The organism is Microcoleus sp. A2-C3 (assembly GCF_036706065.1).
GTDB lineage: Bacteria > Cyanobacteriota > Cyanobacteriia > Cyanobacteriales > Microcoleaceae > Microcoleus.
This window is the reverse complement of the sequence record NZ_JAUBVX010000021.1, coordinates 85,444-100,020: the sequence shown is the minus strand read 5'-3', so window position 1 is coordinate 100,020 and position 14,577 is coordinate 85,444. Positions and strand designations below refer to the sequence as shown.

The following is a 14,577-nucleotide window of genomic DNA, read 5'->3' as shown; positions in this document are numbered from 1 at the left end:
CCGAATGCGATGAAAGTCGCACGTTCGGATCTAATTGGGAGGGGCGGGGCTTAATAGCCTCCCTCGACCTAACTCAAAAATAGAGATTTGCAGTGTTTTGAGACGTTAAATTTCAAAGGAACGCAACGTCTCTGGGGACGTAAAATCTCTGACTTGACATTGGGAGAATTTTGGCAAATTCTCGAATGGGTTGGCAAAAAAAAAGATCGGCCGATCGTCTTTTGCGATCGGTGGTATCCATCTAGTAAGACTTGTTTAAACTGTGGCCACATTCTGAAAGAATTAGATTGGTCTACTAGAAAATGGCGTTGTCCATCCGGTCAATCATTAAATGGACGTGATGAAAATGCTGCTTTGACTATTTGTGCGATCGGGGTTCTGGCTTTAAACCAATTCTTTCTGGTCAAAAAGAGAAAATCGCCCTTTCGTCAATTCCTAATTGTGCCAGTGGCATCGGGCCCGTAAATTATTGACAGAAACCAAAGTCAATAGGAGGGCGAACACACAGTCTTTCCGATTTCAGACGCCAACGGTTTTAAGGAGGATACTTTAGCTGCATGCAGGGAAATTTGAGTGAAATTGACATCCGCAGCATCCTGCAATTAATTGAGTTAGGTCAGCGCACCGGAGAACTGTTCGTAGAAGCCTTCGGCATCGGCAATCAAGCTACCCAGCGCACCCTTGCAGGACAATCCTGGTATGTCTTCTGCTTCAATGGTCAGATTATTTACGCTACCCAGAGTGCGGGCAGTTTGTTACGCTTGCGCGACTACCTGCGCCGCTACAAAGCAGACACCGCCCTCGACAAAATCCAAGTTCCTTATATGGCATCTACCAATGCCCCAGAATACGGCTACCTGTGGGCCCTGCTAGAAAACCACATCCTGACCCCAGCTCAAGGGCGCAACATCATCCACAGCATGATCCACGAAACCCTGTTTGACTTGCTCAGCCTCCATCAGGGTTCCTTCACTTTTGAAATGGGGTCAGCATTGGCTCCTCAACTCACCAGCTTAGAAATTAGCTCGCTGCTGGCGAAAATTGTCCAACAGGTGCAGCAGTGGAAGCAGTTTCACCCTCACATTCAGTCGCCGAACCAATGCCCGATAATTTCAGACCCCGCTGAGCTAAGAGTCGCGTTGCCTGCCAATACCTTTAATACTCTCAGACGCTGGGCCGACGGCCATACTTCGATCCGCCAAATGGCGCGCTACCTTAACCGAGACGTGTTGACTGTCGCTAAGGCAATTTACCCTTTCGTGCAGCAGGGATTGGTGCAAGTATTTTACGAGCCCTCTGTTGTCCCGGCCAACAACAAAAAAGAATGGTCGTCTCCAGAAACCAAGGTCAAGAGAGTTGTCTGTATTGACGACGACAATGTGATTCGCAAAACAGTCGAGTCAATTTTAAACGAACACGGTTACGAAGCGACTGGCATCAGCAGTCCCCTGGAAGCCCTGAGTTTGGTTTTTAAACTCAAGCCCGATTTAATTTTGTGTGACATCGCCATGCCCGAACTTGACGGCTACGAAATTTGCGCGATGCTGCGAAATTCTAGCGCTTTCCGGCACACGCCGATCGTCATGTTGACAGGGATCGACGGATTTATCGATCGCGTTCAAGCCCGCATGGCGGGGGCGACTGACTACTTTACCAAACCTTTTGGCGAAAGCGAGTTATTAATGCTGGTAGAAAAATATGTAGGCCCGGGCTATCCTCCGGCCAATCTCTCGGAAAAATTATTCAGTCGATCGCTAGAAGATGAATTATAAGCCAATAAATTCCGTACTGATGGCACGAGCAGAGCTTTTTTGTACCGGAGTAAGCCAGGGCAGTCCCGGCATTCAGAGAGAGAAAACATTCTCTCTGCGGGCGATCGCACCATAAACTAGAATGTATAAATTCGCGCGCTGGCCGTCCGGCGTCTGTAAAACTCTGTTCAATTTCTCGACTGGTATCGGGCCGAAGTCGATCGAAGTGCAAATATAATATACTTGTTCTTCACTTGCAGCCGATCGCCAAAACCAATGCCCAGAAAAACGACTCCTTGAAACTCAAATCTCAAACAGACTAGACATACAAGACATCCTCTGTTAAATTTCCCTGGTAAAGCAAACACTGGCTTTATGGCTAAACCGACATCGGCTCAGGACTCAAATTCAAAAGAAAAGACCTACAAACCAAACTGGAATCCGTTTTATCAAAGGAGGTCAGATTGGTTGTCATTGCTCACAAAACTGGTTAGTGTACGTTTGGATTCAATCTTATTTCATCTCCTAACTCACCAGCAAAAACTGAGATATTGGTTCTTAACTCGCGCAATTTTAGCCCATAATGAGAAATCGTTCAAGATATCCTCGCCATCATCCACATCTTTAGTTACAGCCTGGGCGCGAAACTCAGAAATTACCAACAACAAGTATGCCAAGACACTTAGTTACCAAATTTATCGGTGCCATAAATTAGCGGCAATCTGGAAAAAGTGGGTGAGCGCTGTTCGCAAAGTTTACCACATTTCAATTACGTACCTAAACGAACATCAAGGTTTTACCAAAATCGGCAATAGTCGAGAAAAGCTAGGCTTGAAAATGGTGCTAAAAACATCAGGTTTAATTCCTGAATTGCGCATCGCTCAAACACTGGTAGCATTCAAAACCCGGATTCAGTATTTACGTTTGAAATGTTACAAACAAATTGCTTCCGCTCTTGCCCCAACTTGCGATTTTATATCTTTTACCACATTTGAGACATATCAAATAGTAGTAAAAACCAGCTATAATTTAAGGAGTAAAACGGCGAGAGCAATGATGAATTGGGATAGCGATCCTCGCTCAGTCCAAACATTACAAAACTTGTGTTACCTTGACGGTTCAAAGTTGGTTGGAAATCAAGAAAAATCTACCTCTAAAACATTGTGGTCATGGGAAAATTTATACTAAAAATTGGGTGGATACCAAAATTTTAATTGGCCTGACTCTGGGTATGAAATTCCTAGGAATTGCCAGGTCGCCACCGGGATTTTATTGAAGGGTTGGTGGGATATAATCTCGATCGCTAATGCCCAAGCTCACTCGTGTTGTGCTTAGCATTTAGGATCTCTAAAATTTCCCAGATGGAGGGATTAAAAGTATCAGATAGTTAATAGTGGCAACAAAATAGGGACTGACGTAGAAAAAATTGCTACCTGCACCTATACAAGTTTTAAGATCTCAACTCAAGCAGGATAGGTGCAACGAATTAGTCATAAATACTGTCAACACATTCACAAAAAGTATCGGTTATAGTTATGTTTCATAGATTCAGCTCCCATTTCCCTCCCAACACCGACTTGAGCACGGGTACAGTGTGGGTTTTCCAGAGAGAAAAATTATGATTAGTGGCAGCCCAGACTTTATATTACCAGGACAAGGGGTAGATCATGCTCCAGAATTCCAAGAACTGGAAACTCCCGAAGGTGAGCTGCACCTGCGGTTCTACGTTCCTTCGGGGAACGAGTTCGCACTACCGGCCACAGGGATTAAAGAGGTGCTATCCCCCTCCCCAGACCGAATGACGCCCATCCCCAACGTTTCCTCTTTGCTTTTAGGTACTCTAAATATGAGGGGACGAGTGATTTGGGTGGCAGATTTGGGCCAATTTTTGGGAGACCAAACACCTCTTAACACAGATAGAACCGAAATCCCGATCGTAGCTGTAGAAGACCAAGATACGATTTTGGGACTCGCAGTCGATCGAATTGTAGGGATGGACTGGCTCGACGTAGACCAACTACACTCTCAGAACAATGCACCAGACGGCATGATTCCATTTCTGAGGGGAGAATGGATGTTAGGTGCACAAGCTGACAAAGTGCTCCGACTGCTAGATCAAGTGAAAATTCTGCGCTCAGCGCGGTGGGCAGCGTGAAATCGATTTTAGATTTGCGATTTGCGATTTGCGATTGGGGTCTAACTATCAACAGTCAAAGGACTTGAGGCACGCATCTAAACATTCAAGCAAGATAAAAATCTCAAATCTAAAATCTAAAATCTAAAATCAAAAGAGGGCGGCAAATGGCAACAAGTACCAACTTTCAGCAGGACTACCAACAGGCAGAAGCAGCCTACATGGATGGCAACTATTCAGAAGCCGCATCCCTAGTTTATCAATTAGTAGAAGATTTCCCCGAAGACCCCAGCGCTCGGCTGCTGTGCGGGCACATCTACTGCTACGGACTGCAACAGTATGAGGTGGCACGGGAACAGTACATGGTAGTGATGAGCCTGAGTGACGACCCGACTTTGGTCGAACACGCTCAGAGCGGCATTAGCCACACAGACCAATTTTTATCGGGAGAACTGCACACCGAAAGTTTCGAGGCTTTGTCTGCTGAAACTGAATTGGAATTCTACCCAGACTTGTCTATGGAGGAAGGGCCAGAAGACGAGGATTTGGGACTTTTCCAAGGGAATTCCTCATCCATGTCCTATGGGAGTCAATCGCCACAGGACATGGAAAACGAGGAATTGGCAGACTTGGGCATGAGCGGGTTGGAGTGGGAACCAGAAGACAGCAGTGCTGCGAGCTCTGTCGAAGATTTAACTAACCCCTTTGCTGGAGACAGCGGCGCGATGGCAGCTTATGCTGATGCGTCTGAGCCGCTAGACATGGACGAATTCGGCTCGGACTTGGGAGATCCTTTTGGCTTAGATGACCCAGGGTTTGAGGCTGGTGACTTGTCTGATAGCAAAGTTTCTGGTTCCACGGCGCCTTATTCAGGAGATTTGTTTTCAGAAGCTCCAACTCAGATGCTCAACGGTCAAAGTTTTGCTAGTTCCGAAAGCGGGAATTCCTTTGACTCGGAACAACTAGACTCTCCCACCGGCCCGTCTGAGAATTTTGGCGAACCTTTTGCGCCACTCGATTTGCCAGACGAACTCGACCTGAATGATGACGACTACGACTATCAATCCCCACCCCTGACCGGGCAAAATCACAGTCAAAAAGCACCCGATGCACAAGAGGCAGACCCTTTTGCTCAGCCGATGTCATCGGGTTTTGGGTCTTCTCGATCGCCAAACAAGCAGCCGGATGCGGGGTCGGATTACTCGTCAAACTATTCGCTGGCGGAAGACGAAACGCTGTTGATGGGAGGTGCTGTCCCGAATTCTCAAAGTCAAAGGTCGAGCCGGGGACAATTTAATTCTGCCGATCGATCAAACTCCAATAGTAACGGTTACGGCGACTCGGAACCACCGGCATTTGGCTCGATAGACAGCTTCGAGTTAGATGCTTTTGATGACGACGCTTTCAGCGATTCTTTCTCTCTTGACGAAAACGAGCAAGCGACAGCTTTCGGGGCTGCCAACAATAACGGCAGTGACTGGTCAAAAACTGGGAATGCTGAAGAACACAGTGGCTTTTTAGACGAATTTGACGATTTTGACGATTTGGGCAATTTGCCGGACTTTGACATCTCAGAAGATTCCAGCAGTTCGATCCTGACTAGAGGTAACACCAATTTCGGCAACTCGACCAGCGGGATGATGGGTACGAGCGGCAGTGGCTTGGACTTTGACAACAGCGACGGCTCGGCAATTCGAGACGATGAGATCTTTAGCATTTCCGGCCCTGCTGATGCGTCGGTATCGAATTTTGTTTCGACAGACACTGAAGCGATCGATACTTCGGTGACTGTGGAACAGGGGGGACTGGCTTTCTTGGAAAATGCCCCTCTGTTTACTAAACAGTTGTACACGGCGATCGGGGCCGGACTGGTTTCTCTGGTAGCTGTGGCTTTCGTAACTAACATTGCTTCCTATCAAGCTCTGAAGCAAGACAAGCCGGAGGCGATCGTTTACCTGCGCCAAACAGGCTGGGTAATGACGGCAGCAGCAGGTGTTACGAGCTTTTTGACTTCTTGGGGCATCGGTCAGTTGATCGCCAAGCAGGTGCGCAAGTCCTCGGAAAATTTGCAAGCTCAGTTCGATGCTGTATCTCAAGGAACTTTGGATGCTCGGGCTACGATTTACTCGGAGGATGAATTTGGCAAAATGGCTGCTAAATTCAACCACATGGCGAAGGTGATCCAAACTACGATTAGCGATACCAGGCGCAAGTCTGATGAGCAGGAACAGGCAAAGGAAGACTTGCAGCGCCAAGTGATTCGCTTGCTAGATGACGTGGAAGGAGCGGCTCGTGGTGACTTGACGGTGACGGCGGAAGTCACGGCAGACGTTTTGGGCGCTGTTGCTGACTCGTTTAACTTGACAATTCAAAACCTGCGCGAAATTGTCCACCAGGTGAAGCAGGCGGCTCGCGAGGTTAGCAAAGGTGCTACGGATAGTGCCAAGTTTGCGGGCGATTTGTCTTCTGACGCGCTGCGGCAGGCTGAGGAACTGGCGGCCACGCTGAATTCGGTGCAAGTCCTCACTGATGCGATTCAACGGGTCGCAGAGAGTGCTAGAGAGGCGGAAGAAGTGGCGCGGGGCGCGGCGGCAACGGCTCTGAAAGGGGGCGAGGCTGTGGAGCGAACGGTGGCCGGGATTTTAGAAATTCGAGAAACGGTAGCAGAAACCACGAGAAAAGTCAAGCGGTTGGCGGAAGCTTCTCAAGAAATTTCTAAGATTGTGGGTTTGATTGCGGCGATCGCCTCTCGGACGAACTTGTTGGCTCTTAACGCTAGTATTGAGGCAGCAAGAGCTGGGGAATCGGGAAGGGGTTTTGCGATCGTGGCGGATGAGGTGCGACAGTTGGCAGATCGATCGGCTAAGTCTTTGAAAGAAATTGAGCAGATCGTGATGCAAATTCAAAGTGAAACTGGCGCGGTAATGACGGCGATGGAAGAAGGGACGCAGCAGGTGATTGAGGGGACGAGATTGGCAGAACAGGCGAAGCGATCGCTTGAAGATATCATTCAAGTTACTAATCGAATTGACGTGCTGGTGCGATCGATTACTGCCGACACTGTAGAACAGAATGAAACAGCTCGCTCGGTCGCCAGTGTGATGCAAGCAGTGGAATTAACTGCTCAGGAAACGTCCCAAGAAGCGCAGCGAGTTTCGGGTGCTTTGCAAAATTTGGTAGGTGTTGCTCGCGACCTTTTGACATCGGTAGAAAGGTTCCGAGTAGAAACAGCAGAAAGACAATAATTGATTGTTTAATGCTTTTTTTACTTGCTGATTGACAAGCACGTTTTTGTGGAAACGATGAAAGACAAAAAGTAACCTCGCAGTCTTGAAACCGCTGCGGGGATGCCAATCCAGCACCTAAATAAACTAGGAGTTGTACAGATGAACGATAACATAGTAGAGGTAATTTCTGGCATATTTGGTGAGATTCAGCCGACGGGCTGTATTATCTCTACTCTTTCAAAAAATAGCAGGGGCTATGCCAACAAAAGACTTAAGGTTGACGGTGAATGGAAAACGCTTACAGTTCACCGTTTAGTATTGGAAAATAGTTTGGGTCGTCCGATTAGACCAGAATACTTTTGTTGCCATAGTTGTGATGTTCGTAACTGCATTAATCCTAATCATTTATGGGAAGGTTCTAGACTGGAAAATTCTCAAGATAGGTTTAGCAAAGGACGGATTAAAGATGTAGGAAGCACATCTGCACCTCAACCTCAAAAACTACCGCTAGGCATAGAAGTAATTCCTGGCATTCGGGTCCAAATACAGCCGAATGGTTGCATGATTTGTATCTTGGCTAAAAGAAGTGATGGTTACTCCGTGAAAACTATCAAAATTAACGGTAAAAATCAAAGCTTCTATCCGCACAGACTTGTACTTGAAGATAAACTGGGAAGATCGATCAAACCGGGTTATTTTGCTTGTCACAGTTGCGACGATCGCGGTTGTGTCAATCCCGATCATTTGTGGGAAGGAACTCCCGCCGATAACTCCCGCGATTCTATAGAAAAAAACCGCTTTCCTTTCGTTCCTGGCAAGATATGCCCTAGCCGCAAGCTAAAAGCCGAACAGGTGCAGCAGATTCGCTATCTTTTAGGTGAGGGGATATCGAAAGCAGAAATAGCTAGGACATTTGCAATATCTCGCAGTCAGATTATTCTGTTGGCAAGGGGAGAGATTTACAGAGATATAGCCCTTTCTCAGAAAGATCAGGTACGCGAACGGGATAGGGGATAGGGCATAGGGCATAGGGCATAGGGCATAGGGCATACCTCACCACCCTTGAGAACCGCTATATTCTCTAAGAATACTAAAATAGACCCAATACAATAACGATTAAAATCAGGAATAAAAATATGCTGCCGGAACAACAACAGAGGATTATGGGCTATTTTATTGAGGAGGCAAAAGACCATCTCAATACGATCGAACAAGGCTTGCTGAATCTGCAAACCACGATCGAAGACCCAGAACTGGTCAACGAAGTATTTAGGGCTGCTCACTCTGTCAAAGGAGGAGCCGCAATGCTGGGGCTGACCAGCATTCAGCAAACATCCCACCGACTAGAAGATAGTTTTAAAGTTTTAAAAGAGTGCAGCGTTAAAGTAGATCAACAACTAGAGTCCCTGTTCCTGCGAATTTTTGACACATTGCAAGGGCTGTTAGAGCAACTGTCGGGGCCTTTTGGGCTGACAGAGGAATTGGGAGAACAGATGGTTCGGGAATTAGAACCCGTATTTGAAGAACTCAACCGGCACTTGGGGGGACTTGTCGGACACTGCGTTAGCGATACAGATGAGAGCAGCCCGCTGCCAGTAGCACCACAAGCTATGGCCGGAATGGGAGTCGGGGCGTTTAACTCATCGATGAGTTTTGCTGACTCTGGCTCAGCTTACCCATCCGATCTCACAACAGAAGAAAGCGCGCTGCACCTCGTATTTGACTCAGATGTGCCGGCGAGGATGCGGGAAATGCTGCAAGAGTTCAAACAACCTGAGAACTCTGACACCAGGCGACAACTTAGGAATATTTGTCGGAACTTGAAAATGGCGGGAGAGGAATTTGAACTGCCCGACTGGATAGAATTGATTGAATGCGTAGAAAAGGCGATCGCCAACCCAGAAAACAGCTACCGGATCTTAGCTCCAACGGTTATCAAAGATATCAAACAAGGGCAAGAACAGGTACTTTCAGGTCAATCTAGATCGATCGCACCCAGCGCCAAACTTCTGTCACTATTGCCAGCCGTTATAGTTCCCGAAACAGACTTTGAAGACTTACTGGCATTTGCTCAACCGAGTGGGCCCGGCACAAAGGCGATTTCCGTTGAAGATGCAGCTTGGGATCTGGATCTGTTGGGCGATTCCCAGCCAGACGAACAAATGCTGCCGACTATTTCTGGGCTGAGCATGGACGAGCTGTTCGAGCAACTAGATGGCGACGAGGGAGACGACTACAGGGGAGGACGATCGGCACAGTTATACAGTTCCCCTGGGTTCGGAGAGTCAGATGCAGAAATGGGTTCTTTGAAAATCTCGACCCGCACTGGCCCGGAAGTAGGTGCTGCTGAACTCAATACTTTAGCAGATTTGTTTGATGGTGAATCCCCAGACCTTGACGGCGCTTGGGAAGAAGAAGAAGACCTCAACTATACACAGTCAGTTACTGGAATATCGCCCGGGAGCATATTTGAGCTAGATAACGATGACAATTCAGGCGATTTTACTGATTTGTTGTTTGACGAAGACAGTGTAGAAAATTCAGAAACAAGTGCAGCACATCCTTTAGAAGATTTCACGGATTTGTTTGGGGATGATGTGCTTGGAAGCGAAGCTGATAGTTCAGTGGCGGCAGTCGATCGGGAAAAGGTGGGTTTGAGGCAACCGTCAACCCGCAAACAGTTTGAAACAGGTAATAGGCAGAATTTAGATCGGAAAGAAAGTAGCGTCAGCATTGCTAAGAAGCAAGCCGATGAAGACGCTCTCGGTACATTTTTGGACGAAGTAGCTGCCCAAAATTCCGATGTTGTGTCGCAAAATTTAGATAATTTGTTTGGCGATTTGGATTTATCCGAAGCAGCAGATGCGCCCGCAATCTCCGAAGAATCTGCCCTCAACCCTGACGCTTTCGATACGGAATTTTCAGACGCAGCAGGTGGTGGGGATGATTGGGGAGATGCAGAAAAACCAGCTACAGCAGAAATAGACGATTTCGAGTTCCTCTCTGAGGTGGATTCGGATTCGGATTTCAGCGAGCTGTTGAGCATTACTTCTGATTTCTTTTCTCCTGAAGAGGAAACTGGGGAGAGCGGGGGCGATCGATCTTTGGCGGATCGCGGGACACTAAATGAAGAAAGTGGCGGTGTTTTTAATATGACCTCAAATTCTGATTCTGATTTGGATATTTCTGCGGATGAAGATTGGTTAGAAGATACTTTTGGTATGGAAGATGAGTCTGCACAATCGATCGATCTTGAACCAGAAGATACCGATTTAGATGCCCTGTTTGGGGAGATTACTTCGGACTCGAATGCGGTCGATGAGGAAACTGTCGAGAATCGTCAGGCCGCCACTACTTCCCGAGAAGCAGCGGATTTGGCTGAATTGTTCGGTTCTGTACCTACTACGGGTATTGAGTATGACCAAGAAACTTCTGGAGAAGTCGATGGGAATTGGTTGAATTTACCTGAGGATGCCGAGTTGCCAAGTCGTGTGGCAGCCGATGAGGGCGATTTGGCGAGTTTGTTCTCAGGATCGGAGGCGACTCTTTCTGAGGCGGGCTTGGCAGATTTGGCAGCGGTTGAAGTTGGGGTATTGTCCGATCGTCCTGATGCGGAAATTTCCAGCTTCGAGTCTGATCTGAACACTTTCGATTTATTGGAAAATATGTTTGGCGAAGCGCCTCCACCGCTGGTGGATGCAGAACTTCCTGATGGTTTGTTCGACTCCGAAGGTGCGGATTTGTTCGATCGAGAAACAGATGCCGCAGTCGAGTCCCAGGATGAAGATGATTTGTTTGGCGCGCTGGAAACAGATTTTTCGGCCGGAGATTTAGAGGCGCTGTCGGCAGCATCTCTCGATGATATGTTTGAGGGCGATGCAGATTTGTTAGCAGATCTCGAAACCGGGGCGACTCTCAACACCGCAGAGTTTGAGGGTTTTGATGACTTGTTGGATTCGATCGATGCTGGGCCTCTGGTGACTTCGCGACTGACGGGCTTTGATGACGATGACGAAGCATCAAGCGGAGCCGATGCTTCGGAATTGGAAGATGAGTCGCTGGCGGACTTTTTTGGCGACCTTGAATCAGGCGGTGACGATGCCGAAAGTAATTTTGACGATTTAGAAGCGTTGTTAATCGCAGGCGGTGCTGGGGCGACAATAGCAGCCTCTGGAAGAAAAAATCAGAATCCGCTGACAACAGAAGTTTTCTCCGATCTCGAAGATCTGCTGAGCGAGAGTGCAACTATGCCAGAAATTCCAGCACCGACGACAACTGCCCGCAAAGCTCAAGCCGCTGCCGCTTCCCAGAGCGACGACGACTTTGGCGACCTAGAAAAACTGCTGGAAGATCCAAAAGATAGCGGCCGCTCACAGGGCGAAACTAATATGGGGCAGTCGGCAATCAACAATAGACCCAGGCGGAATGCCCGCGCTGGTGGGTTCGGCGATCAAACGATGCGCGTGCCGGTCAAGCAACTGGACAACCTCAGCAACCTGATGGGGGAATTGGTAGTTAACCGCAACAGTTTGGAACAAGATCAGGAACGGATGCGGCAGTTTTTGGACAATTTGCTGCATCAAGTGACGCTGCTGAGTGATGTCAGTCAACGGACTCAGGATTTCTATGAGCGGAGTCTGTTGGAGATTGCTTTGTTGGCAAATCGGCAGGGACATCGATCGGCCTGGCGCAATGAAGAGTCATCCCACAGCCGGGAAAGTGCCTGGAGACCAGAGGAAATGGACAGGTTTACTCCTTTCCACAGTTTGGCTCAGGAGATTATTGAGCTGATCGTGCGGGTGCGGGAGTCGGCGGCCGATATTGAGTTTTTGGTGGATGAAGCAGATCAGGTGACTCGCCAACTGCGGCAAGTCACGACTCAACTGCAAGAAGGTTTGACTCGCGCTCGGATGAAGCCGTTTGCGGAGACGACGGACAGGCTGTTCCGCGCGGTGCGGGAAATTGGGATTAAGTGCGGGAAACAGGCTCAGTTGCAGGTTGAGGGTAAGGATATTTTGATCGACAAGATGATTGTGGATCAGCTTTATGACCCGATGACTCATTTGGTGAACAATGCGATTACTCACGGCATTGAAGCGCCTGATGTGCGTCTAGCAGCCGGGAAGCCGGCAGTTGGTAAGATTACGATTCGGGCTTTCCACCAAGGGAATCAAACGGTGGTTTCGGTTTCTGATGATGGGGCGGGAATTGACCCGCAAAAGGTGAAGGCGAAGGCGATTAAGCAGGGTTTGCTGACGGCGGCTCAGGCTCAGAGGATGTCTCGATCGGAAGTTTACAATTTGCTGTTTATGCCCGGTTTTAGCACTCAGGAACAGGCGACGGAGTATGCGGGCAGGGGGGTCGGTATGAACGTAGTAGAGACTTCCTTGCACGAGATTCGGGGGACTGTGGGGATTGATTCGACGCTCGGCAAAGGAACAGTATTCACCATCCGTTTACCTCTGGTGTTGAGTATTTCTAAGGCTCTGACTTGCATTAGCGATCGAGCTCGGATTGCTTTCCCGATGGACGGGGTGGAGGACATGATTGATGTACCTCGCGATCAGGTGACGACTGGGGCGGACGGTTTGCCTTGCATTGAGTGGCGGGGTTCGATGTTGCCGTTCCGACCGCTGCGGGATTTGTTGGGTTACAACCGTCATTTGGGCCGGGGCAGTGTTTATGGGTTTAATACTGACGATGACATGATTTCGGTGATTGTGCTGCGGTCTGCGGGCAATTTCTTGGCGGTGCAGGTGGATCAGGTTTCGACGGAACAGGAAATCGTGATTAAGCAGTTGGAGGGGCCTGTGCCGAAGCCGATCGGGATTGCGGGTGCTACGGTGCTCGGAGATGGCAAAATCGTGGCGATTGCGGATGTTCTGGAGCTGATCGATTTGGCTACTGGCAGGCTACAGAAGGAAGCTGGTGGTACGCTTTGGGATGAGAGCGATCGGGCTGCTGCTGAGGCGGAGGTTGAGAAGACTGAGCCGACTGTACTAATTGTGGATGATTCGATTACGGTGCGATCGCTCTTGTCGATTACTTTTGAGAAGGCGGGCTACCGGGTTGAGGAAGCTCGCGACGGTAAGGAGGCTTGGGAAAAGATGAAATCTGGTTTGCCTTGCGATATCGTGTTTTGCGATATTGAGATGCCGAGAATGGATGGTTTGGAGCTACTTTCTCGGATGCAGAAGGATACGGTTTTGTGCGAATTGCCGATCGCGATGCTAACTTCTCGTGGTGCTGACAGACACCGCCAAATGGCTTACGGTTTGGGCGCGAAGGGCTATTTCACTAAGCCTTATTTGGAGGAGCAATTGATGGATGCTGCTGCTCGGATGTTGAAAGGTGAGGTTGTTGGTGCTCCGGTTGTTGTCTAGGTTAGGTAATGTTTGAAAGGCTGTGACTCCTGTGGGGATTAAACTCCTCACAGGACTTGTATCATCTGGCGATCGCCCTCATTGAGTCAAAATGCGGCGGGGTTATTGGAGTCGGTAAATTTACTAACGTTGATGCAGGGGGTTGGAGCGTTTGGCGGAGGTTGGCCATCTTCCTTCTATACTTGTAAAAATTATTCATCTAAGCATTTATTTTCACATCTGTTTGCGAGGCAAACCAAATAAAATAATTGGCAATATCTCGATCGCTTAGTGTTAGCGAATAGACATTCAATTAGTTTATAAAGTCCCTGTCATTACCATAGGCCCCGCAGGATTTTTCAGTAATGGCGATGCTTCAACCGTGACAACTAACGGTGTTACTTCCGCATTAGCAGGCAGAGAAAGTTTGACAAAAACTGTTCCTCTTTCATTAGTATTAAACTGCTCCCAAGCGATTTTTTCATTATTATTAACCGACCATAATTGATAAAACTGACCCTTTGGTAAAACCGGAAGGTTCCTTAAGATTAAAACAGCTTTGGGTTCACCCGGTGTGATTACAATACTTCCAGAGGCGGCAGATGCGTCAGCCATGCCTTTGAGGGAAACTAGACGAGTATTAGGCTGTTGCAACATTGCAATCACATCTTTTTGCCGCATTACCTGAGCCTCAAGCGTGGTTATTTGTTGCCTGATTCGGTAGTTATCCAAACCAACAACTAACGCTAATACTGCCGCGATGCTAGCAATAAAACGACTCCAAGGTAGAGGTGAATGCTGCCGTTTTTTCTGGGGTAATGAGTTAGGAAATCCAGAAACATAAGGATTTGGTTCTGCAACGCTAGCCACCGAGGCAGCTTCTAAAATGGCAGAATAGAGATGTGGTGGCGGTGCGATATCAGGTAGGGCGTAGGGCATAACTTCTAGAACTTCTTGCAGGCTAGCAACCTCTGTAGCTAGTTCGGGATTTTCTTTCAGCAATCGCCTTAATTCCTCAGCTTCTTCAGAGCTGAGGTTGCCAAGTACATAACCTGCCATCAATTCTTCTGAGTGTTTAGGAAATAAAGGCTCTGTCATAGGTG

General features: G+C 48.1%; 9 protein-coding genes. 7 read left to right on the top strand and 2 right to left on the bottom strand.

Features of this window, described 5'->3' with window-relative positions; all coding sequences use genetic code 11:
• Window positions 1-87 precede the first annotated feature (87 nt).
• The 7 genes from QUB66_RS13940 to QUB66_RS13910 all read left to right on the top strand — a co-directional run bounded on the left by QUB66_RS13940 (window position 88) and on the right by QUB66_RS13910 (window position 13,495).
• The gene (locus tag QUB66_RS13940; protein WP_332968294.1) at window positions 88-465 is read left to right on the top strand and encodes a transposase; all 378 of its coding nucleotides are present in this window, start codon (window positions 88-90) and stop codon (window positions 463-465) included.
• 92 nt (window positions 466-557) lie between these two features.
• Window positions 558-1,772 carry a response regulator gene (locus tag QUB66_RS13935; protein WP_265234726.1) on the top strand — a complete coding sequence of 405 codons (1,215 nt, stop codon included), beginning with the start codon at window positions 558-560 and terminating at the stop codon, window positions 1,770-1,772.
• 354 nt (window positions 1,773-2,126) lie between these two features.
• Window positions 2,127-2,939: a hypothetical protein gene (locus QUB66_RS13930; RefSeq protein ID WP_332968293.1), complete on the top strand. Its 813-nt coding sequence runs from the start codon at window positions 2,127-2,129 to the stop codon at window positions 2,937-2,939.
• Between the two features lie 433 nt (window positions 2,940-3,372).
• On the top strand, window positions 3,373-3,906 hold the full coding sequence (locus QUB66_RS13925; RefSeq protein ID WP_265234739.1) for a chemotaxis protein CheW: 534 nt from the start codon (window positions 3,373-3,375) through the stop codon (window positions 3,904-3,906).
• A gap of 146 nt (window positions 3,907-4,052) precedes the next feature.
• The gene (locus tag QUB66_RS13920; RefSeq protein ID WP_265234728.1) at window positions 4,053-7,130 is read left to right on the top strand and encodes a methyl-accepting chemotaxis protein; all 3,078 of its coding nucleotides are present in this window, start codon (window positions 4,053-4,055) and stop codon (window positions 7,128-7,130) included.
• 141 nt (window positions 7,131-7,271) lie between these two features.
• Window positions 7,272-8,129: an HNH endonuclease gene (locus tag QUB66_RS13915; RefSeq protein ID WP_332968291.1), complete on the top strand. Its 858-nt coding sequence runs from the start codon at window positions 7,272-7,274 to the stop codon at window positions 8,127-8,129.
• A gap of 119 nt (window positions 8,130-8,248) precedes the next feature.
• Entirely contained in the window at window positions 8,249-13,495 is a 5,247-nt protein-coding gene (locus QUB66_RS13910) for a hybrid sensor histidine kinase/response regulator (RefSeq protein ID WP_332968290.1), read from the top strand.
• 61 nt (window positions 13,496-13,556) lie between these two features.
• Here QUB66_RS13910 and QUB66_RS13905 read toward each other — a convergent pair whose 3' ends face one another.
• Window positions 13,557-13,694: a hypothetical protein gene (locus QUB66_RS13905; protein ID WP_332968289.1), complete on the bottom strand. Its 138-nt coding sequence runs from the start codon at window positions 13,692-13,694 to the stop codon at window positions 13,557-13,559.
• 98 nt (window positions 13,695-13,792) lie between these two features.
• Window positions 13,793-14,572: an anti-sigma factor gene (locus QUB66_RS13900; RefSeq protein WP_332968288.1), complete on the bottom strand. Its 780-nt coding sequence runs from the start codon at window positions 14,570-14,572 to the stop codon at window positions 13,793-13,795.
• Between the last annotated feature and the right edge of the window lie 5 nt (window positions 14,573-14,577).

Coding starts and splice junctions, on each gene's coding strand:
- QUB66_RS13935 (WP_265234726.1), top strand. CDS start 558: ATGCAGGGAAATTTGAGTGAAATTGACATCCGCAGCATCCTGCAATTA.
- QUB66_RS13905 (WP_332968289.1), bottom strand. CDS start 13,694: ATGAATAATTTTTACAAGTATAGAAGGAAGATGGCCAACCTCCGCCAA.
- QUB66_RS13910 (WP_332968290.1), top strand. CDS start 8,249: ATGCTGCCGGAACAACAACAGAGGATTATGGGCTATTTTATTGAGGAG.
- QUB66_RS13915 (WP_332968291.1), top strand. CDS start 7,272: ATGAACGATAACATAGTAGAGGTAATTTCTGGCATATTTGGTGAGATT.
- QUB66_RS13920 (WP_265234728.1), top strand. CDS start 4,053: ATGGCAACAAGTACCAACTTTCAGCAGGACTACCAACAGGCAGAAGCA.
- QUB66_RS13900 (WP_332968288.1), bottom strand. CDS start 14,572: ATGACAGAGCCTTTATTTCCTAAACACTCAGAAGAATTGATGGCAGGT.
- QUB66_RS13930 (WP_332968293.1), top strand. CDS start 2,127: ATGGCTAAACCGACATCGGCTCAGGACTCAAATTCAAAAGAAAAGACC.